This window comes from Dongia sp. (assembly GCF_041905885.1).
GTDB lineage: Bacteria > Pseudomonadota > Alphaproteobacteria > Dongiales > Dongiaceae > Dongia.
This window is the reverse complement of sequence record NZ_JAYRKD010000005.1, coordinates 238,683-258,062: the sequence shown is the minus strand read 5'-3', so window position 1 is coordinate 258,062 and position 19,380 is coordinate 238,683. Positions and strand designations below refer to the sequence as shown.

19 protein-coding genes are annotated in these 19,380 nt (G+C 63.7%); 14 read left to right on the top strand and 5 right to left on the bottom strand.

Going from position 1 to position 19,380, the window contains the following annotated elements; genetic code table 11:
• Positions 1-45 precede the first annotated feature (45 nt).
• Genes ACH2CY_RS07490 through ACH2CY_RS07480 form a run of 3 tightly spaced genes read left to right on the top strand, consistent with a single transcriptional unit; the run spans position 46 to position 6,168 of the window.
• Entirely contained in the window at positions 46-2,148 is a 2,103-nt protein-coding gene (locus ACH2CY_RS07490; protein WP_395017724.1) for a hypothetical protein, read from the top strand.
• Entirely contained in the window at positions 2,145-4,031 is a 1,887-nt protein-coding gene (locus ACH2CY_RS07485; protein WP_395017722.1) for a hypothetical protein, read from the top strand. The genes ACH2CY_RS07490 and ACH2CY_RS07485 overlap by 4 nt, the downstream gene beginning before the upstream one ends.
• Complete coding sequence (locus tag ACH2CY_RS07480) at positions 3,988-6,168, top strand: hypothetical protein (RefSeq protein WP_395017719.1); 2,181 nt, start codon at positions 3,988-3,990, stop codon at positions 6,166-6,168. The genes ACH2CY_RS07485 and ACH2CY_RS07480 overlap by 44 nt, the downstream gene beginning before the upstream one ends.
• Positions 6,169-6,264: 96 nt before the next feature.
• On the opposite strand, the gene ACH2CY_RS07475 is transcribed toward ACH2CY_RS07480, so the two are convergent.
• Together ACH2CY_RS07475 and ACH2CY_RS07470 are read right to left on the bottom strand one after the other, a co-directional pair.
• Positions 6,265-7,572 carry a type II toxin-antitoxin system HipA family toxin gene (locus ACH2CY_RS07475; RefSeq protein ID WP_395017716.1) on the bottom strand — a complete coding sequence of 436 codons (1,308 nt, stop codon included), beginning with the start codon at positions 7,570-7,572 and terminating at the stop codon, positions 6,265-6,267.
• On the bottom strand, positions 7,572-7,823 hold the full coding sequence (locus ACH2CY_RS07470) for a helix-turn-helix transcriptional regulator (protein WP_395017714.1): 252 nt from the start codon (positions 7,821-7,823) through the stop codon (positions 7,572-7,574). Before ACH2CY_RS07470 ends, ACH2CY_RS07475 begins: the two co-directional genes overlap by 1 nt.
• A gap of 248 nt (positions 7,824-8,071) precedes the next feature.
• Between ACH2CY_RS07470 and ACH2CY_RS07465 the strand changes: the two genes are divergently transcribed.
• The 10 genes from ACH2CY_RS07465 (at position 8,072) to ACH2CY_RS07420 (ending at position 14,004) form a co-directional block, all read left to right on the top strand.
• Complete coding sequence (locus tag ACH2CY_RS07465; protein WP_395017712.1) at positions 8,072-8,773, top strand: hypothetical protein; 702 nt, start codon at positions 8,072-8,074, stop codon at positions 8,771-8,773.
• Between the two features lie 13 nt (positions 8,774-8,786).
• Entirely contained in the window at positions 8,787-9,236 is a 450-nt protein-coding gene (locus tag ACH2CY_RS07460; protein WP_395017709.1) for a hypothetical protein, read from the top strand.
• Positions 9,229-9,828, top strand: a complete 600-nt coding sequence (locus tag ACH2CY_RS07455) for a hypothetical protein (RefSeq protein WP_395017708.1) — start codon at positions 9,229-9,231, stop codon at positions 9,826-9,828. The genes ACH2CY_RS07460 and ACH2CY_RS07455 overlap by 8 nt, the downstream gene beginning before the upstream one ends.
• 12 nt (positions 9,829-9,840) lie before the next feature.
• Positions 9,841-10,161: a hypothetical protein gene (locus ACH2CY_RS07450; RefSeq protein ID WP_395017705.1), complete on the top strand. Its 321-nt coding sequence runs from the start codon at positions 9,841-9,843 to the stop codon at positions 10,159-10,161.
• A 13-nt stretch (positions 10,162-10,174) separates the two neighbouring features.
• Positions 10,175-10,429 carry a hypothetical protein gene (locus tag ACH2CY_RS07445; protein WP_395017702.1) on the top strand — a complete coding sequence of 85 codons (255 nt, stop codon included), beginning with the start codon at positions 10,175-10,177 and terminating at the stop codon, positions 10,427-10,429.
• Complete coding sequence (locus tag ACH2CY_RS07440) at positions 10,365-10,907, top strand: transglycosylase SLT domain-containing protein (RefSeq protein WP_395017701.1); 543 nt, start codon at positions 10,365-10,367, stop codon at positions 10,905-10,907. The genes ACH2CY_RS07445 and ACH2CY_RS07440 overlap by 65 nt, the downstream gene beginning before the upstream one ends.
• Positions 10,907-11,320 (top strand): hypothetical protein, encoded by a 414-nt coding sequence (locus tag ACH2CY_RS07435; protein ID WP_395017699.1) that lies wholly within the window; start codon positions 10,907-10,909, stop codon positions 11,318-11,320. The genes ACH2CY_RS07440 and ACH2CY_RS07435 overlap by 1 nt, the downstream gene beginning before the upstream one ends.
• Positions 11,321-11,360: 40 nt before the next feature.
• Positions 11,361-11,546, top strand: coding sequence for a hypothetical protein (locus ACH2CY_RS07430; protein WP_395017697.1), 186 nt, complete (start codon positions 11,361-11,363; stop codon positions 11,544-11,546).
• Positions 11,547-11,669: 123 nt separating this feature from the next.
• On the top strand, positions 11,670-12,761 hold the full coding sequence (locus tag ACH2CY_RS07425; RefSeq protein ID WP_395017695.1) for an alkene reductase: 1,092 nt from the start codon (positions 11,670-11,672) through the stop codon (positions 12,759-12,761).
• A gap of 37 nt (positions 12,762-12,798) precedes the next feature.
• Positions 12,799-14,004 (top strand): multidrug effflux MFS transporter, encoded by a 1,206-nt coding sequence (locus ACH2CY_RS07420; RefSeq protein WP_395017694.1) that lies wholly within the window; start codon positions 12,799-12,801, stop codon positions 14,002-14,004.
• Here the strand turns inward: ACH2CY_RS07420 and ACH2CY_RS07415 are convergent.
• From ACH2CY_RS07415 to ACH2CY_RS07405, 3 genes are read right to left on the bottom strand one after another with little or no spacing between them, the layout of a single operon-like run.
• Positions 13,994-14,689, bottom strand: coding sequence for a DUF3142 domain-containing protein (locus ACH2CY_RS07415; RefSeq protein ID WP_395017693.1), 696 nt, complete (start codon positions 14,687-14,689; stop codon positions 13,994-13,996). The genes ACH2CY_RS07420 and ACH2CY_RS07415 overlap by 11 nt on opposite strands.
• 5 nt (positions 14,690-14,694) lie before the next feature.
• Positions 14,695-16,818 carry a hypothetical protein gene (locus ACH2CY_RS07410; RefSeq protein ID WP_395017692.1) on the bottom strand — a complete coding sequence of 708 codons (2,124 nt, stop codon included), beginning with the start codon at positions 16,816-16,818 and terminating at the stop codon, positions 14,695-14,697.
• A gap of 56 nt (positions 16,819-16,874) precedes the next feature.
• Positions 16,875-17,147 carry a hypothetical protein gene (locus ACH2CY_RS07405; protein WP_395017689.1) on the bottom strand — a complete coding sequence of 91 codons (273 nt, stop codon included), beginning with the start codon at positions 17,145-17,147 and terminating at the stop codon, positions 16,875-16,877.
• 227 nt (positions 17,148-17,374) lie between these two features.
• On the opposite strand from ACH2CY_RS07405, the gene ACH2CY_RS07400 reads away from it, so the two are divergent.
• On the top strand, positions 17,375-19,192 hold the full coding sequence (locus ACH2CY_RS07400) for an IlvD/Edd family dehydratase (RefSeq protein ID WP_395017687.1): 1,818 nt from the start codon (positions 17,375-17,377) through the stop codon (positions 19,190-19,192).
• Positions 19,193-19,380: the final 188 nt, after the last annotated feature.

The following is a 19,380-nucleotide window of genomic DNA, read 5'->3' as shown; positions in this document are numbered from 1 at the left end:
GCCTCGCTACCTAGATCCGAGCGCCAACAGCAAAGGCTTCAAGTGATGACAGACTTCCAGTCATGGAACCGACAGGTCCTGCCACAGGGCGGTCTCGTCGCACCGCGAACCGGACCGAGCCTCGCCGAATCCTTCGGCAAGGGTTTCGTCGATCTCGCCACCGCCGCATCCGGCGCTGTCGAATCCATTCGCAAGACGGACGAGTGGCACGACGAGAAGGAGTGGGAGGTCATCGATCAGCCGAAGGCGGCTGCATTGATCAACGACCTTCAGCTACGCCTCGCCGAGCAGCTTCCGGAGCTCAAGTCCAAGGCGGCACCCGGCCTCGCCGACTACCCCGACCTGATCAACGACGCTGTTACTCGCACGACGGACGAGGCGCTGAGAGACAATTCCAATCCGCGCTTTCAGCGCTACGTGCGCGCGCATATGGACGGTTACCGGGTCTCGGCGATCGAATCAGGCGTCAAGGACAGAACCGTGGCCAGGTTCGCGCTCGACGCTGGAGCATTGCACGACCTCGTTAGCGGGCAGGCCTCTCAGGTGGCCGACGACTTGGGCCGGCTCGAATCCGCGACCAAGCTGGTAGATGACATGATCAATGGCAACCAGCACTTCACTGCCGACCAGAAGGCGGAACTCAGCCGCATCAGCAGGGCGGCAATCGTTTCGGCCGGACTGAAGGGTCTAAAGAGGCGGAACCTCGATGCAGCGTTGCAGGAGGTGAGCTCCGGAAAGTATGACAAAGAGTTGGGCGTCGATGGCAAACAGGATCTGCTTGCGTCCATTGAGCGCGAGCAGAAGCTGCGCGACCTCGAGATAAAGAACGAGCATGAGCAGGCGAATGCGAAATCCAACAGCGACACCCTGGCTGAGCTGGATAGGCAGCTCAATGAGGCCGGGACCAAGGGGACTTATGACGGCATCGCTTTCGACAAGTTGAAGAAAGCCCTGGGGAGCGAGAAGGCAGCATATGATGCAATCGCCGAACTCGCCTTCAGAGCCGATACCCACGCCGACTTGGTCAAAGTCGAAAAGCAGTCGCTTTCTGAAGACCGGATCCTTCTCGATAGCCTTCAAAAGGCGGATGAGGCGCAACATACCGAACACAGTCGGCGCCGGCTGGAGTTGGTCACCGACGCTATTGTGGCCAAGAACAAAGCGATCCAGGCCGACGCGGCGGAATATGCCAGCACGACAAATCCCCACGTACGCGCCGACTGGGATGACGTCCTTGCGGGTGGCGCCGCCCCGGAGAAGGTCACAAAGGCCCTCATCTCCACCCAGCAAGAATTGCGCAGACTGGGTGTGCCGGCCGAATCCATGCGGCCGATCCCACTCAGGATTGCCAATGGATTGCAGGACCAGCTTAGGCGGAAGGGCAACGCGTCCAACATTGCTTACCTCCAGCGGAGCTTCGGTACCGACTATCCGCACTTCGTGGCGGCCCTGCCGCCGACCGCGGATCCATACTTTGCGACGGCATTGCTCCTCGAGCCGCATCAGGGGGAGACACAAGAAATCCTGCTTGCTCTCAGCCGCGATCCAAAGGCGTACGCCGATCTTGAGCGGAATGCGAGTCTGACAAAATCCCAGAAAAGCGTTCTCGAGAGCGAAGTCTACAAAGGAATGAAGGACCTCAAAGCGAGCTATGCGGAGCAGCCGGCGGGAAGCACTATCTCAGCCAATCTGGAGAGATCGGTCCAGGCACTCGCCCTGTATCAGGTTTACCACAACCAGAAGAGTCCCGCCGAGGCAGCTGCTATCGCTGCGCAACAGCTCGGTGCCGGCGACTTTGCCTTCCGACAATTCCGCGGTTATGTCTATCGCGTCCCTCGCGCGTATCAAGTGGGCCTGATCGCGAGCGGCGCTGATGAATACCTGGAGCAGCTCGCCACGCTGCCGCTCGACAATACGGTCGACCGGGAAACTCCTCCCGACAGAATTGTAGGCACTCTGCAGGACCACGGCTTCTGGGTCACCGCGTCCGATGAAAGCGGTCTGGAGCTGCGTTTTTCCTCGAAGCATGCGGCCAAGATCGCTGGCAAGCCGATCAAAGTGAGCTGGGCAGAGCTCGCCCGCCTGGGAATGAGCAGGCGCGCGCGGCAAGCCAAAGGATCGCGCACGACGGGTGCCAATTCGCAATGACCCAGTATATCGCGACCTATGGCAATCCCGATCCGCCGCTGCTCTCCACCAACATTGTCACGCCCATCGACGAGGCGCTGGGCGCTCAGTTCAGCCTGACGTGGATGAAGGGGCCGATATCGCGCCTCGACTTCTACGGCGAGCTCAATGAAGCCCAGTACGGGCGAGTGACCGGCGGACGCTTCGGCACGCACGAAGCGCCGACTTCACGCAAGCTGACACTCCGCGAGGCGGAGGAGCAGGTCCATCAAGCAGGTCTCGATGGGCGGGTCGAGGTCGAAGAGGGCATGCGGCAGGGGAAGCTCGATCTATTGATGGAGCGGAGCCGCGAGGAGATTGAAAACGAGACCCTGGTCGCGCGCGCGGACAGAAGCCTCGGCACTCAACTGATGCTGGGGGCAACCGCGCTTGGCGCCGAGTTTGTCGACCCGATCAACCTTGCCACCTTGTTTGTACCCGGGGTCGGAGAAGCAAAGCTTGGCTATTGGATTGGAAAGGCGACGGCAAGGTTCGGTTCGGCGCTGAGCAGGTTTGCCGCGCGGGCCGGTGTCGGGGCCTATGAGGGGGCGACCGGAACGGCAATCACCGAGCCGCTGGATTATGCGTTGGGTCGAGCCACGGGCGACGACTACGACTTGGCCAGCAGCCTGATGAATGTTGGGCTTGGCGCGGTCGCGGGTGGCGTGGTCCACGCCCTCGGGGGAGTTGGAATCGATCTCTATCGCGGCATGCGTCTGCGCCGCGACCTGAGCCTGGACGCCTTTGGCCGAGTCATCGACGATTCTGCCGGGCGGCTGGGCGCAGCGGAGAACAGCGAGCCGTTCGCTACTGCCGCCGCGGAGCACGGGGCGACGGTCACTTCCGACCCTGTTGAAGGTGAAACATCAGGATTTATCGCCAAGGCGTCATCGCTTCCTCCCGACACTTACATGGTGGTGCCAAGCGAGGCGATTGATCTGGGTGATCTTGCCGGAATCAAAACCATGCTTCGCGACTATCTCCCCGTTAGGAAATCGGCGACGGAGGAGATTTATCGCAAGACTAGTGGCAACGACATACTTGAATATTCCCAAACGGAAAGCGCCTCGGAAGGTCGGGAAACATTCCTGGTTCGGCGTCTCAAGCCTGATGATCCGAACTATGCCGGCCCTCTCTCTGAGCGAAGGATGGTGGAAGACGCAGAGGCATCGCGGCGGGCCAGCCGGTTGCTCTATATGAAAGCGCCGGAGGAACTCAATCGTAAGCTGACGCATGTGCAAATGTCGGAAGTGGCGAAGCTGAATGCAGAATTTGATGACGATCCCTTGAAGCTCTATCCACCTGAAGCGGACGGGGGCCACAAGGTCGACAACGCAATCGGTACCGCTGCTCACACCGGGTTGGGCGGCTATGCCGATGGCAGCAAAGTTCTGCATCGAGCCTTCAAGTTGGATAACAAGGTGCCTGATAGCTTCTTGAGCACGGATCACGTCCCGCTGGCCGTCGAAATGAAACCGGAGTCACTCAGCGGGATTCTCAAAGGCAAAAAACAAGCTCTCGGATACCAGGAGACGTTCGGAGTGGAGGCGGTGGTCTTGCTCTATCGGGTGGATGTCGTTCGGCCGCACATGGATGCACTGATCCAGAAGGTCGTCGGAGCATGGGACCAGTACAATCCTCTATGGCGGGAGTTCCTGACGAAAGCCGGAAAGAAGAAGCTGGTGGCCGCTGGCAAAGATCCCAGGCAGTACCTTCCGAAGCGCGGACCTCATCAGCCCGCATCTAGACCTCGGCCCGATGTTCTGGTACAAAAAGTGAACAATAGTCGGAACGGGAGAAACAACCATGACGAGAAAGCCCGTGAGCGAGATGACGGACGACGAGATCCGCGCGGCAGTCGCTGAGCACGAGACTGCGCACAACGAGCAGCATGGCCACGTCCTGATCGATTATCTGCTTCAACGCGGGACCGACGATCTGGCCGCGGGGCTCCAGGCTGCGCTCATTGGAGATCCAGACACTCTCTCGCAAGTCAAAGCCGGAGGGCCGGTACCCTTCTGGTCGGCAAAGGCACGGCACCACGGGCTGTTGGTGCTCCTGCTGGGCGCGCTGGTTTCCGACCTTGAAAAGCGCAATCTCTATACGCTTTGGACCAGCGGCGGGCCGGATTTCGACCGAGCTGTCGCCCGTGCACTCTGGCAGCTGTCCGGTGCGAAACATCCTGCGAGCGCGAACGGTCATCCTCCGGCACAAGCGGTCGCGATGGCGGAAATCATTGCGAACTATGTCAGGATCGCGCGCAAGGTGCAGAACAAGGAAGGCGGCTATCGCCATGCCTATCCTGGCGAGTTGATCGGCGGAAGCCACGACAGCCTGAAGCTCAAGCGGGCAGGCAAGGAGAGCTGGATCTCATTCATCGAGCCCCTGCTCGACGATCGGACATTCGAGCATATCCGTCGCGATGTATTTCTTGATCTCGCGTTCGACAGCATCGGCCTGTATCAGGATGACCCGAGACTTTTCCTCTATTTCAAAGATGCCGACAGCTGGATCGAATACAACCTGCGCTTCGGCTTGGTAACATTGCGCGATGCGGTGGTTGCCGGACTCGAACGCGCCACGCGGCGCGCGGGTCTCACCGCCGTGCTCGGTACGCAGCCGGCCGAGGTTTTGAACGGCGTTCTCCGCGCATTTGAACAGGAAACCAAGAAGACGTTCGATCCACGGGTGACGATGCTGCTTCACGGTACCCTGTCCGGTCTGGAGCCGATTTGGCCCGGTCATCTCGACGCGCAGACCGAACGCGAGATTACGGCTGCAGCACGCCAGAATCTGGTGAACCTCGGCGAGGCGTTGTTTCCGGAGCTCGAGGACATGCCGGCGTTCAGCGCGGATGTGCCGTTCTATGGAACCACCTTGTTCGATGCGATCGACGTGCAGCTCGGAAAGTTCATCGCCGGCGCCGGTGTAGACGCGCCAGAGCGGCGGCCCGATTTCGCTCTCGGGGTAGGCATGTTCGGCACTGCCTTCAACGCAGCGCTGGCGGATCGTTTTGTTTCGCTGGATAGCCCGCCCGGCAGAGCGGCGGAGCTCTTGCGCCAGTTCCTTAAGCTCAATGTTGTGTTTTGGTGGACGGAAGTGACGCGACGCGCCTCGCATATCGCGCTCAGCGCATTCCTGGGCGAAAAGATGCGAGTGGGCTTCTCGAAAATCGATCCGGCTTTCGCCGCCACGCTGTCGCAATACGGTATCGATGCCGGGAAGTGGGAGGTGGTTCGAGCAATATTCGGGGTCGTGCGCCTCGATACACCGCCGTCCGAAACGGTATTGAGGGAGGCGCGCAGCGGGACGGACGCGTGGCTGAACGATCGGATCGTTGTTGCATCGCTTGGTATCGAGGAGGAAGCTCACCGCCGCTTCATGCGGGGCGTGGCGGATTTTACGGCCGAAGGCGAATTGCTCCGCTTTCTCGCGCAGTTTCGCCAGTTTCGCGCGCCCTTCTTGCCCAAGGCGCATGGCAAAGCGGAGGTGCGCGAGGCCGATCAGGCCATGCATAAGGCGATGGCGGAGGGCGATGGACTTCCGGCTCTCGCAAGCCTCCTCACGTGGACCGTGCTTTTTGCACGGCTGAGACAGTTAAGTTTCGATTTCATCCGTGACGGTGCATCCACGCCGCCGGGAGTAAAAAAGGGAGATGATGAAGAGGGCGATGATGCACCCTGGTTCGAAGCGGCGATGGCCGGCGGCGCGCTGGGGCTTTGCGCCGATCTCCTATTCGGCGATACGACGGGCCTGAAATCGACGCCGCTTTCCGCCATGACGGAAATACTCAATCCCGCATTCGCGTCGGCGCTCCGTATTTGGCGTCAGGCGAGAAACGGCGATGACGTGCGCGCCTCCTTGGCTGAATGGGCCAAAGGGCAGGGTACTGCTCTCGATAGGCTGCAGGTGACGCGCCGAGTGCTCAACACAGCATTGCTGCATCAATTCCAGGACATGATGTCGCCCGGCTACCTGCAGCGGACAATGAAGGAAATATAGGCGCGAACCCGCGATGCGTATTGGCGTTGGCCGGGTTGTGATGATCCTTCGGATGAAGGTTGATCAAGAGGCGCCGGGACCGAGCGTGTTCGGGTTCTAAGGCTTGGTCGGTTCGAGCAGCTGCAGACGTTTCCGGACGGCCGTTTTGACGGAGGCATGGATCGCCTCCGGAAAGGCTTTGGGCAGTTCGCTCTCCACTTTGTCCAGCGCTGCTTCCGCCTGGTCGACCATCGCTTCGATGGAATTGCGGATCAGGATTCTCGGCAGGCCCGCGGCTTCTCCGGTCTGCTCGAAATGCCGGCGAGCGATCCGATCGATCTGGTAGTGACGGTCGGTCCCAACCGACATGGCGAGCTTCATCTGCTTGGGCTGGATTTGGCCCGCATCGAGGCTGGGTTGTGCCGTAAGCACGTCGTAAAGCGGGGTAAGGCGGTAGCCGTTGGGCGTCAAGAAAATGCTGAAATTCTTGGCATGACCATCGGTAGCGCCGATCAGCCAGAACAGGATTTGTGCCTTGAATATCGTCGCTCGATCGGCGGCAGGTTCATCGCTGCCGTTCAGTAGGGTAAGCAGCTGCTTCAGGCTCGGACCACCTTCGCTCTGGTATTTGCGGGTCGGCGGTACCCCGAGTGCCTGGCAGCTGTCTTCCTGTGGCAGGCGCAGCAATCGGCCGTCCTTGGTCCAGATGCGATCAAATCTTTCGATCACCAGTGCGGTCGCTTCGCCGAAGGTCGTGATCTCGGCCTGGTTGACCGGCAGACCGAAGGCAGCCGCCAGCCTCAGGCAATAGAACTCGTTCTCGACGCTGTTTGAAAGATCGATCCCATTCGGCAGCGTGCCGATCTGCTTCTTCAGAATATGTGTCGTTGCATTGGCTCCATGCGGCTTGAGCCATTTTCCCTTATGCCGCAACAGCGCGGTCTTTTCCTGAGCTCCGGCGACCGAGATGCGGAAATCATCATCACGCGAAAGGCCGAGCGGCGTCTGGGTCAGTCCCTGCAACAGCTTTTCGATGGCGGCTGCATTGACGGGCTCGCCATGGATTCCTTGCGGGTCAGGCTCTTCCTCGCCGTGGAGGAACTGCAGGGCACCGACGCAATCATGGCCGATCGCCGCAAGCAGGCTGTAGGTGTCTGCACCGTCCGCTCCAACCTTTTCGGCGACGCGCCTTCGCAGGGCTTCGGAATCCGGCAGCAGATTGTCGAACACCGCGGCGACTGTTTCACCGCGGAAGGCATCGTCGCGCAAGGGCAGGGAGAGCGATACCGGCAGCGCATGCTCCCAGTCCAGCCAGCGCGGGTCATAGCGAAACTCAATGGCCCCGTTGAGCGCCTTGTGGAGATGGCCCACGAGACGATTGTTCAGGCAGACGCGCAGCGGCGCATGGCGCGGGTGCCTTGGCATCAGAAGATGCTCTCGATCGTGAGGTCGGAGCCCTTGCCTCGGGGACCGATGCGAAACTCCAGCTCCAGCGCCGAGAGCACCACGAGGAGAGTTTCCAATCTGACCGCGGGGTTGCCCGTCTCTATCAGCGAGATCGTCTCCTGGCGGAGACCAGCCTGCTCACCAAGCTGGGTCTGGCTGAGCCCTCGCCTCTTGCGAGCGCGCCGGATCAGGTTGCCGATCTGGCTTGGGGTGCGCGCTAGGTCCGCCATGGGTTGCCTCCAGGTTGATTATGCGGCAGATCCGATAAAGCAGCAATATGAGAATTGACGCATATTCTTAATTCATGTGTCGATTCCGATAAAATAAAATTATCGACTATGGCACATAAACATCCATTCGGCTCCGTGCAATTTCTCCTGGATTTCCGCAAAAAATATCACTATAGTGTATCTTTCTGAAGCACAGATCGCTCGGAATCAGGCGCAGCGGCGCTTGCGGTTACCCCTGAAAGGACAGCATGACCGTCTCCAGCACCATCAATCGCGAGCAATACGCCACCAACGGCATCACCCCCGCTTTCACCATCCACTTCCCCTTCTTCAACGACACGGATGTGAACGCGGTCTTCGTCGATGCGCTCGGCAACGCGACGCCGCTTGCGCTCAACGCGGATTTCAGCGTGACCGGCGGCGGCGGCACCGGTGGATCGCTGATCGCGACGGTGCCGCCGGCCGCCGGCGGCACGCTCACTCTTTATCGCGAGATCCCGTTCACGCAGGAAGACGACTATGTCGAGGACGATCCGCTGCCCGCGGATACGCTGGAAGGCGGCTTCGATCGCGCCGTCATGCGCGACCAGCAGCTGAAGGACGGACAGGATCGCGCGCTCACCTTCCCGGTGACGATCGCGGCAGGCGTCTCTGCCGTGCTGCCCAATCCTTCCGGCGGCCGGCTGCTCGGTTGGTCGGCCGACGGCCTCGCGCTGGAGAACAAGGATGTGGCGCTGCAGGGCGCCGTAACCAACGCGACCGAGGCTCAGGCCGGCATCGCCCGGATCGCCACCCAGGCGCTGGTCGATGGCGGAACCAACGACACCGACTTCGTCACCGCCCGCAAGCTCGCGAACTCCGCGCTGGCCGCGACGCTCGCGGCGAACACGGCGCTGCTGGCTCAGCTTCAGATCGCCACCCGTCTCGCGCAATTCACCCTCAGCCGTTGAAGGGAACCACCCCATGACGATCCTCAATCACAATCCGGTCTATGGCGCGACGCAGAAGACCGCCACGGCGAAGGCGAGCAGCGCCACCGCCATCGCCAACACCGATCTCGACGACACCCCCACCGGAACGGCCCTGCTGATGACGGCGCCGGCCGGCGGCTGTGCGGTGACCCGCCTCTCCGCGCAGCTGGTCGAGCCCAATCTCGCCACCGCCTGCCAGCTCAACCTCTATCTCTCCAAGGACGGCGGCACGACGATGCGGCGTCTGAAAAGCGTCGCCCATGCGGCCTATACATGGGCCGTGACCACGGCGCCGGCGGCGGATGATTTCGGCTACAGCGAGACCGCGCCGCTGCGCCTGGAAGCCAGTGACCGGCTCTATGCACAAGTGCGCGCCGGCTCCGCGGTGACCGACGCCTTCGCTTTCACCGCCGAATACGCCGAGCTGGTGCCGGATGCCTAACCCGTCTCCCGCCCGGCCGCCGCTGATCGCACGGCCCTATCCGGTGCGCGGCACCAACGCGCGCTCGGGTCTTCCGCCATTCATTGCCCCCGGCCGCGGTGTCGCCCAGGCGGCGAAGCCGATTGCCGACTACGCGCATATTCTCGGCCAGGGCAACCGAACGGGTCTCATCACCGTCAGCGGCAGCTTCACGCCGGACGGCGGCACCTTCGACAACCTGGTGGACGGCGGCACCGCGACCGGCTCCAGCGATGCCATCGACATGCCGGGCACCGGCAGCACCGCGATCGCCGACGGCGACAATATCCTGTTCGATTTCGGCGTCCCGGTGTTCATCGAGGAAATCAGCATTGACTTCAAGCTAGGCGCCAACATGGGCGCCTGGGGCTGGTGGGCTAGCCCCGACCTCGGCAACTGGACCCGCTTCGGCGGCAACACCTGGAATGCCGACACTTTGGTGACGCCGGTCTCCGGCTATCCCTTCGCCGGCCTGCGCTACGGCAAGTGGATGAAGGAGGGAGCGGGGGTGAACTTCACCAACAATTGGCTGACCGAGTTCACCTTCAAGATCGCCTATGGCAATCCCGCCTGACCGGAGCAAGCGATGACGCCTGAGTTCTGGATCCAGCTCGCGACCCTGGTGCTCGGCGGGGCCGGCGCGCTCGGCACGGTCTACGGCGTGCTGAACAACCGCATCTCCGGCTCCGCCGCCAAGCTGCACGAGCGGATCGACCGCGCCGAGGCGGCCGACGCCGAGCTCCGGCGCGACTATGTGCGCCGTGACGACCTGCGCGAGGACATCCACCGCCTCGAGCGCGGCCAGGAGGCGATGACGGCGAAAGTCGATCAGATGGTCAGCAACCTCGTCCCGGTGCTCGCACGCCTCGCCGAAGCGGCGATCTCGATGAGCGGCAAACAGCCATGAAAGGACTCCACGGATGCTTCCGATCTTCCTGGCGCAGCTGGCTTCGCTGGCTGCCAATCTCGCCTTTGCTTTCGCGGCCATTCTTGGATGGTGGGGCGCGCTGCGCTTCCTCGACGTGCTCGCCGGCGGCTGGAGTCATTTCAAGGGGCAGGGCGGGCCGCTGGCGCTCATTCTCACCGATCCTCGTGCCGCCGCTGATTATTATGGCAAGCGCAACATCGGCGCCGCCCTGCTGGTCGGACTCGTTCTCGCGACGGTTCGATTCTGAGTTCCAGCGCGCCGCGGCCCACTGGCTTCAGAACGGTCCGGACTGGCGCTGGGCCAAGGCGCAGGGCGTGCAGGAAAGCGGCCTCGATCCCGACGCCGTCTCGCCGGTGGGGGCCCGCGGCATCATGCAGGTGATGCCGGGCACCTGGGCGGAGATCCAGAAGGCCCTGGGCTGGCGCGGCACCTCTCCGCATTCGGCGCCGCACAACATCTTCGGCGGAGTCTGGTACCAGGCGCGCATGGCGCGAATCTGGTCCGGCCGCGATCGCACGCCGATGCAGGCCTATGACCTCGGCCTCGCCAGCTACAATGCTGGCGCCGGCACCATCCTCAAGGCGCAGGAGCACTGTGCAAACGCCAGGCTCTGGCCGGCGGTTGCACCTTGCCTCGTTGCCGTGAGCGGTCCGGCGAATGCACGCCAGACCACCGACTATGTGCGTCGCATCGCGCGCTGGCGCGGCATGATGGAGGCGGAGTGATGTTCGGGCTCTCCAGCATCAGGCTCTACGTCTTCCTCGGCATGGTCCTGGCGATCGTCCTGCTCGGCGCGACCAGCGCGGTCCTCTGGTCACGCCTCGGCGCCAAGCAAGCGGTTATCGTCAGCCTCACGCAACAGCGCGACCTTGCCGCCGGCGATGCCGCGCGCTGGCAAGGCGCTGCGGCGCAGCGACAGGGCGTGATCGACAAGCAGACGCAAGCCTTGCGCCGCCTGGAGAGCGACGGGCAGGCCGCGCGTGCCATCGCCGCAGCCAACACCGAGAAGGCGGAACAGCGCATCGCGGCACTCGAAGCCAGGATCTCGCATCTGAAGGAGACCGCCCATGCAAGGCCGGACGACGTTCGCCCGCTTGGCCCTATCGTGCGTGACGCTCTGCCAGGCCTGCAGCACTGACGCTTACCGCGCGGCGCCGCTTCCGCCGACGGTCCAGACCGTGACGGTCTATCGCGACTTGCCGGACAGCTTGCTCGCAGCCTGCGCCAAGCCGCGCTGGACCCCGGCCGAGATCGAGACCGATGTCGATCTCCTCGGCCTCGCCGCGCGCCTGCAGGACGCGCTGGAGCGCTGCGCCGATCAGGTCGAGGGCATCCGCTCGGTCTATCTACAGGCGGCGCCCTGACACAAGACCATGCTCCCAGGCGGGTTAGTCTCGGCCGGAGAAAACCTCGCGCCTCTTGAATATCCCGGCGGCGTGATCAAGATAGCGATCACCTCCTCCCGCTGATCACAGGAATCCCCGCATATGCCGACCCTGTTTGACCCGATTGAGCTTGGGGCCATTCACGCGCCCAACCGCATCCTGATGGCGCCGCTGACCCGCGGCCGCGGCACCCGCGATCATGTCCCCACGCCGATCATGGGCGAATACTACGCACAGCGCGCCGGCGCCGGCCTGATCATCTCCGAGGCAACCGGCATCAGCCGACAGGGATTGGGTTGGGCCTATGCGCCCGGCCTGTGGACCGAAGCACAGGTCGAAGGCTGGAAACCGGTGGTCGCCGCCGTGCATGCGGCGGGTGGCCGAATCTATGCGCAGCTCTGGCATATGGGTCGCATCGTCCATCCGAATTTCCTCGGCGGCGCCAAGGCGGTCTCGGCTTCTGCAACCACCGCGCCCGGCGAGATCCGGACCTACGACGGCAAGGTGCCTCATGCCGAGGCGCGCGCGCTGGCGCTCGACGAAATCCCCGGTGTCATCGAGGACTATCGCAAAGCGGCGCGGAACGCGCTTGCCGCCGGCTTCGACGGCGTGCAACTCCATGCCGCCAACGGCTATCTGATCGACCAGTTCCTGCGCGACGGCACCAACCGGCGGAGCGATGCCTACGGCGGCGCGATCGAGAACCGCATCCGCCTGCTGCGGGAAGCCGCCCAGGCCCTGGTCGAGGTCGCCGGCGCCGATCGGACGGCGGTGCGGCTCTCGCCCAATGACGATCCGCAGGGCTGCGGCGATTCCAATTCCGAGGCCCTGTTCCTGGCCGTGGTGAACGCGCTCAACGATTTCAATCTGGCTTTCCTGGAGATGCGCGCCTCGCGGCCGGAGAGCACCTTCCGCCCCGGCACGCGCGATCTCGTGCCGCAGATCCGCAAGGCCTATCGCGGCACGCTGATCATCAATTCCGACTATCACCTCGAGGATGCCCAGGCGGCGCTCGCCTCGGGCCGCGCCGACGCGATTGCCTTCGGCCGCACCTTCCTCGCCAACCCGGACCTGGTCGCGCGATTGAAGGCCAACGCGCCGTTGAACCCGGCAAACCCGGAAACATTTTACACGCAAGGGGCGGAGGGCTATACCGACTACCCGACCCTCGACCGCGCCGCCGCCGCGCAATAGCCCCAGCATCGGAACACCCGATCACCACGGCCCTATCATGAATCATTATCTGCGCATGGCCGTGGTGCTGGGTCTCATCACCGCTGTCGGTCCCTTCGCCGTCGATATGTATTTGCCGGCACTGCCCACGATCGGCGCCAGCCTGAACGCGAGCACGGCGGCCGTCCAAGCCAGCCTGTTGTCCTTCTTCATCGTGTTCGGTTTCTGCCAGCTGTTCTACGGTCCGATCGCGGACATCTTCGGCCGCAAGCTGCCGATCTATGCCGGCCTGGTGCTGTTTGCCATCGGCAGCGTCGGTTGCGCACTGGCGCCCGACATCGAGACCCTGATCGCCTTCCGCGTCCTGCAGGCATTCGGCTCCTGCGCGGGGATGGTGGTGCCGCGGGCGATCGTGCGCGATCTCCACACCGGACATGAGGCGACACGCCTCATGTCGTTCCTGCTTCTGGTGATGAGCGTCTCGCCGATCATGGCGCCGCTGTTCGGCAGCGGCGTCATCGCCGTGATCGGCTGGCGCGGCGTGTTCTGGGCGCTGACCGTGGCGGCATTGATCGCGATCCTGCTCGCCGTCTTCGCGCTCGAAGAGACGCGGCCGCACGCGGCCCGCCGCGGCAGCAGCTGGGGCGGCGCCTTCCGCGCCTATGGCTTGCTTCTGAAGGACAAGAGCTTCATCGGGCTCTCGATGGTCGGCGCCTTCGGCCTCTCGGCCTTCTTCGTCTACCTCGGCAACTCGCCCTTCGTGCTGAAGGAGCAATACGGGCTGTCGGAATGGCAGTTCAGCCTCTGCTTCTCGTTGAATGCGGCATCGTTTTTCGGGGTCAGCCAGCTCACCGGCTACATGACCAAGCGTTACGGCCTTGCGTCGGTGGTCCGCGTCTCGGTGGCCGGCATGGCGGTCGCGATGACCATCCTGGCGGTGATCATGCTCTCCGGCTTCGACGGCCTGCCGGTGATGATTGTCGGCCTGTTCGTGGGCTACGGCTTCCTGGGCCTGGTCCTGCCGACGGCCGGCGTGCTCTCGCTGGAGCACCACGGCGCCATCGCCGGCGCGGCTTCGGCACTTGGCGGCGCGCTCGGCATGATGACCGGCGCCGTCATCATGTCCCTCAGTGGCCTGTTCGCCGAGGCGGGCGCCAAGCCGATGGTCGCCATGATCGCGCTCTGCGCCATTCTGGCCTGCGTGACCACGTTCTTGACGCTCCGCAAGCCGCAGGCGGGGAGCCTGGCGCGCGCTACTCGTTGACCAGGAAGACGACGTAGCCGCGGAACCAGGGATTGCCGGCGAGATGATCCGGTGCCTCCCAGTCGCCGCCCTGCAGCAGCCCGATGCGGAACGGGAGCTCCAGACGCTTGAGCGCGGCGAGATAGCCGGCATAGCCGGGGATCACGCGCCGTCCCTGATAGATCTGCAGCACGACTTCATCCACCACGCCGCCGAGCGCCGCCAACCCTGCCGGATCGCCATTGCTGCTCCAGTCGAGGAGGCCGGTGATGGAGAGAAGGCAATCCGCCGGCAAGCGCTGCTTCAGGTCGCCGAGGAAGGCGGCATAATTCTCCAGATGCCGCGTGCCCGCGTCGAAATCGATCTGGATGCCGACCACCTTGTTGCCGGCGGCGCGCCAGCGCCCGAGCGCCGCCAGGACTTGGCCATAGACGGTTTCCGGCCAGTCGAGTGTCTCGACGCGGACCACCATCCAGACATCGGCCTCGGCGACACGCGGCAAAGCCTGGCGCTGGGAGACCAGGCGGACGGGATCGCCGTCATCGACCTGGCCCTGCAAGAGATAGAGATCGCGCGCCTCGGCCAGCACCGCTTGCGGCTTCACACCCGCCCAGAGAAAGAAGGCATCGTAGTCGCGGGCGTCGGTCGGCGCTGCCAGGGCCGGCGCTGCCAGGACAATCAACAATGCCGCCAGGACGGCACGCATCGGCGTTACCAGTAGCCCTCCAGCTGCTTGGCCCATTTCGAATTGGGATAGCGCTTCTTCAATTGCTGGAACCAGGCCTTGCGCTGCGACGGTTCGACGTCCTCGCCGCCGCAGGAGTTGATCTGCGCCGGCGCATAGCAACGGACCGCGCGATAGAGCGCATACGCCTTGTCCTCGGCCGGCGTCTTGCCGCTGGCAAGCAGCGCCTTGTAGACGTCGAACCGCGCATAGGGTCCGCCCTTGAACAGCGACGCCGTGCTGCCAAGCTGGTCGCCTTCCGGTGCGGTGTCGAGCGTGTTCTGGTCGAAGCCGTTCGCCCGCATGAAATCGGCGAGGCAGAGCAGCGGCTTCGGCGCCTTCGGATTCTTGGCGAGCTTGGCTGCCGTCTCCTTGAGTGGGCCGCAGCCATAGTCGCCGAGCGTCGTCGTCTGGGTGAAGACGCCGAGCGGCACCGGCTCGCTGGTGCTCAAGCCTCCGGCATAGCCTTCGACCGGTGCATCGGCGCGGACCAGGGCAAGGTCCTTCAGGAAATCGGCATAGTGTCCGCGCGTCACCTCCTTGTAGAGCAGCACATAGAGCGCGGTGTCGCGCTCATGCTGCGGCAAGGATTCGTCCTTGGCCTGGCGTCGCAGGAGATCGGCATCGGCGATCTTGCGGAGCAGGATCTCGCGCATGCTGGCATTGGTGATCGGGGAACCGGCCGCGAACACCTTGTCGAGCGCACCGGCGCGCTCGTCGTGCAAGGCCAGGGCCAGTTCGACGGCGGGGCGCTGCATCGGCTGGGTGGCGGCGGGCAGCAGCGCCAGCCAATGGTCGCGGGCGCCGGCACCCTGCACCGCTTCCAAGGCCATTCCGCGCACCATCTGCCGGCTGAACTCGAGATAGCTCAGCGGTGCTCGAGAGGTCATGGGCGGGATGGCGGCCAGCACGGCTTTGGGCTCTTGGTATAAATCATAGACCGCGAGGATGTACTCGAAGAGCGAAGGATTGGCTGAGAAGGAATCGCGCTGCCGTTCCAACGAGACACGCGCGATCCGTGGAAGGCATTTACTCTGATCCTCATCGTGGCAACGTAACAATACGAGATCGACGACGGCCAGCAAAACCGGGTCTTTGCCGAGCCGCGCGGCATCATCGATCGTGAAATCCAGACCGCCCTCGCTGGATCCGAGATATTTGTTGTCGATCTCGTCCAGCAGGGCGATGTCGTCCTGCCCGCCCGGGCTCGCGCTTTCGGCGCTAAGACTTGCATTGTAGGCAGCGGCGAGCGGGTCAGTGCGCTTGCCGAGCCAATAGACCCGGCGCAGTAACCCGCGCGCCGAAGCGGCATAAGTTCCCTGCGGATAAGCGGCGAGATAGTCTTTGAAACCGGCTTCCGCGGCATCGATGACCGTGGCATCCGCCGCTTCGTCCTTCCGATAGCCGTATTCGTCGAAGGCATCGATCTGCGCCCGGTTAACCTCGACGCGGGCCAGCATGTAGCGCGCGGTCTCCGCCAGCCAAGGCTGAGTGACGGCGGTGAGACCGGAGAAGTGCGTCTTCGCCGCGTCGTAGTCACCGTCGTAGAAAGCCTGCGCGCCCTGGAGATAGGCGGCGAAGCTCTTGCCGAGCGGCGACTGCACCGACTGCAGCGTTTCCGACAAAGCCGCGCCACCGATGGGAGCCGCCGCGCAATCCGGCTGCAACCCCTGGCGTGCGGCGATGAGGGCGGCGCGCTCGGCTTCGGATATTTCGGCGGCGGCATTCACCTGCTCGACGAAGGCGGCGGTGCCGGTTTCGTTGCTGCGGCAGCGCGAGCCCTCGCCATAGGCGTATTCGTCGTTGCCCTCCTCATCGGCGGGCGCGAGGGTGAAGCGGTGAGCGAAGAGCGGCCATTCGGCGAAAGGGTCGGGTGTCCCGGTGCCTGTCGGCGCCTCGATCGCCCTGCCGCGTTGGTCGAGCAGCAACAGCAGCAGGTTCACCCGCGTGTCGTTGCCGGGCGCGAGGATCGCCATGTCGTCGCACCCGGGCCCATCCCTATGAACCAGCGTCCAGGACGGCTCGCACCACATGTCGAAGCTGGCCGCCGCCGGGCGATGCCAAAGCGCCGCCGCAAGCAGCAGGACGGAAAAGCCGAACAGCCGGATCATCGCACATGCCCCCGATCGCCAATGCGGAGGGACTTTGGTCGGCGGCTTAATCTCCGTCAACCACGGTGGGTGTGATCCTCGTCATCCGGCTGCGCGGCCCCGGCGTCGAAGCCGCTGCGTGCGCTGTAGAACGAGAGCGCGAACAGGCCGCCACCGACCAGGAAGGTGAAGAAGGTCCCGAGGGCCACGGCGGCGCCCAGATGGAAGGTGACCGGCCCGGTCGCCGCCAGCATGACCAAGGCCAGGCCCGCGACAATCAGACCGGCGACAGCGATGCAAATCAGGCGCAGCTTCAATGCAGCGGTGAGGGCGGGTCGGTCCGGGTCCATGCAGCGCCAATGGAAGCCGATTGGAAGAGTTCCGGCGTTTCCAAGCCTGGCTTGCGTCGCCGCGCAACTGTCACAGTTCAGCTTATCGCCAGCGGCGCGGTTTCGCTGCACTGCGGCAGAGCCTATTTCTCGTACAAATACCCGGAATGGGCTCTTGACGCGCCCCGCTCGGGCGAAATACTTCAAGGTCTTAAAGTCCTCAAAGCACCCCTGCCAGAAAGCATCTCATGTCCAGCAAGAAGGCCAATGGTCACGACACGGCGGCGCGCAAATTGCGGTCGCGCGCCTGGTTCGACAATCCCGACAATGTCGACATGACGGCGCTCTATCTCGAGCGCTATCTGAACTACGGCTTCACCCTGGACGAGCTTCAAGGCGGCAAGCCGATCATCGGCATCGCGCAGACCGGCTCCGACCTTTCGCCCTGCAACCGCCACCACATCGAGCTGGCGAAGCGGGTTCGCGAAGGTATTCGCGAGGCGGGCGGCATCTGCATCGAGTTTCCGGTCCATCCGATCCAGGAAACCGGCAAGCGGCCGACCGCGATGCTGGACCGCAATCTCTCCTATCTCGGCCTGGTCGAGGTGCTCTACGGCTATCCGCTCGACGGCGTGGTGCTGACCATCGGCTGCGACAAGACCACCCCCGCCATGCTGATGGGCGCCGCCACGGTCAACATCCCGTCGATCGCTCTGTCTGTTGGACCCATGCTGAACGGCTGGTTCAAGGGCGAGCGCACCGGTTCCGGCACCGTGGTCTGGAAGGCCCGCGAACTGCTGGCGACCGGCGAGCTGGACTATAAGGGCTTCATCGAGCTGGTGGCGTCTTCGGCGCCCTCGACCGGCTATTGCAATACGATGGGCACGGCGACCACCATGAACTCGCTCGCCGAGGCCTTGGGCATGCAGCTGCCGGGCTCGGCGGCGATCCCGGCGCCCTACCGCGAGCGCCAGCAGATGGCCTATGAGACCGGCCGTCGCATCGTCGAGATGGTGAAGGAGGACCTGAAGCCCTCCGACATCATGACCAAGAAGGCCTTCATCAACGCGATCCGGGTCAATTCCGCGATCGGCGGCTCGACCAACGCGCCGATCCACCTCAATGCCATCGCCCGCCACCTCGGCGTCCGGCTCGACGTCGAGGACTGGCAGACCTACGGCCGCGATATCCCGCTGATCGTGAACCTGCAGCCCGCCGGCGAGTATCTCGGCGAAGACTACCATCATGCGGGCGGCGTCCCGGCGGTGGTGGCGGAGCTGATGAGGCAGGGCCTGATCGAAGAGGACGTGCTGACCGTCAACGGCAAGTCCATCGGCGAGAACTGCCGCGGCGCCAAGATCATGGATCCGAACGTCATCAAGACCTTCGGCGATCCGTTGAAGAAGGCCGCCGGCTTCGTCGCGCTGAAGGGCAATATCTTCGACAGCGGCATCATGAAGATCAGCGTGATCTCCGACGAGTTCCGCCAGCGCTATCTCTCCAACCCGAAGGACCCCGATGCCTTCGAGGTGACCTGCTTCGTGTTCGACGGACCGGAGGACTATCACCACCGGATCGACGACCCGAAGCTCGGGATCACCGCGGATTCGATCCTGGTGATCCGCGGCGCCGGGCCGATCGGCTATCCGGGTGCGGCCGAGGTCGTGAACATGCGGGCGCCGGCCTATCTCATCAAGGCGGGCGTTCACTCGCTCCCGACCATGGGCGACGGCCGCCAGTCCGGCACCTCGGGCTCGCCGTCGATCCTGAACTGCGCGCCGGAGGCGGCAGCCGGCGGCAATCTCGCGATCCTGAAGAATGGCGACAAGATCCGCGTCGATCTCAAGAACAGCAAGGTCGACGTCCTGATCTCCGAAGCCGAGATCAAGGCCCGTCGCCAGGCCCTGCTCGATGCCGGCGGCTACAAATACCCGGCGCACCAGACGCCGTGGCAGGAGATCCAGCGCGGCATCGTCGCTCAGCTCGACCAGGGCATGGTCCTGCAGCCGGCGATCAAGTACCAGCGGGTCGCCCAGGAAAAAGGCCTGCCCCGCGACAACCACTGAGGTCGCATAAACACTGTCTATCCAACGGGGTCGGGCCGCTGCCCGGCCCCGTTTCGTCTCCGAATATCCTCCGCGACCCGCTCGCCCCGCCGATCCGTCAACAAATCGCCGCTTGAAGCGGCTAGAATGCCCGCAGCTGCGGCTTCCTGACACCACTCTTGCGGGCTTTTTCCCTTTTGCCTGGATGG

What these genes read in the sequence shown, in the direction of transcription:
- ACH2CY_RS07450 (WP_395017705.1), top strand. Translation starts at nt 9,841, where the DNA reads ATGACGCCTGAGTTCTGGATCCAGCTCGCGACCCTGGTGCTCGGCGGG.
- ACH2CY_RS07435 (WP_395017699.1), top strand. Translation starts at nt 10,907, where the DNA reads ATGTTCGGGCTCTCCAGCATCAGGCTCTACGTCTTCCTCGGCATGGTC.
- ACH2CY_RS07485 (WP_395017722.1), top strand. Translation starts at nt 2,145, where the DNA reads ATGACCCAGTATATCGCGACCTATGGCAATCCCGATCCGCCGCTGCTC.
- ACH2CY_RS07415 (WP_395017693.1), bottom strand. Translation starts at nt 14,689, where the DNA reads ATGCGTGCCGTCCTGGCGGCATTGTTGATTGTCCTGGCAGCGCCGGCC.
- ACH2CY_RS07465 (WP_395017712.1), top strand. Translation starts at nt 8,072, where the DNA reads ATGACCGTCTCCAGCACCATCAATCGCGAGCAATACGCCACCAACGGC.
- ACH2CY_RS07440 (WP_395017701.1), top strand. Translation starts at nt 10,365, where the DNA reads ATGGCAAGCGCAACATCGGCGCCGCCCTGCTGGTCGGACTCGTTCTCG.
- ACH2CY_RS07420 (WP_395017694.1), top strand. Translation starts at nt 12,799, where the DNA reads ATGAATCATTATCTGCGCATGGCCGTGGTGCTGGGTCTCATCACCGCT.
- ACH2CY_RS07460 (WP_395017709.1), top strand. Translation starts at nt 8,787, where the DNA reads ATGACGATCCTCAATCACAATCCGGTCTATGGCGCGACGCAGAAGACC.
- ACH2CY_RS07490 (WP_395017724.1), top strand. Translation starts at nt 46, where the DNA reads ATGACAGACTTCCAGTCATGGAACCGACAGGTCCTGCCACAGGGCGGT.
- ACH2CY_RS07475 (WP_395017716.1), bottom strand. Translation starts at nt 7,572, where the DNA reads ATGCCAAGGCACCCGCGCCATGCGCCGCTGCGCGTCTGCCTGAACAAT.
- ACH2CY_RS07470 (WP_395017714.1), bottom strand. Translation starts at nt 7,823, where the DNA reads ATGGCGGACCTAGCGCGCACCCCAAGCCAGATCGGCAACCTGATCCGG.
- ACH2CY_RS07425 (WP_395017695.1), top strand. Translation starts at nt 11,670, where the DNA reads ATGCCGACCCTGTTTGACCCGATTGAGCTTGGGGCCATTCACGCGCCC.
- ACH2CY_RS07410 (WP_395017692.1), bottom strand. Translation starts at nt 16,818, where the DNA reads ATGATCCGGCTGTTCGGCTTTTCCGTCCTGCTGCTTGCGGCGGCGCTT.
- ACH2CY_RS07400 (WP_395017687.1), top strand. Translation starts at nt 17,375, where the DNA reads ATGTCCAGCAAGAAGGCCAATGGTCACGACACGGCGGCGCGCAAATTG.
- ACH2CY_RS07405 (WP_395017689.1), bottom strand. Translation starts at nt 17,147, where the DNA reads ATGGACCCGGACCGACCCGCCCTCACCGCTGCATTGAAGCTGCGCCTG.
- ACH2CY_RS07455 (WP_395017708.1), top strand. Translation starts at nt 9,229, where the DNA reads ATGCCTAACCCGTCTCCCGCCCGGCCGCCGCTGATCGCACGGCCCTAT.
- ACH2CY_RS07445 (WP_395017702.1), top strand. Translation starts at nt 10,175, where the DNA reads ATGCTTCCGATCTTCCTGGCGCAGCTGGCTTCGCTGGCTGCCAATCTC.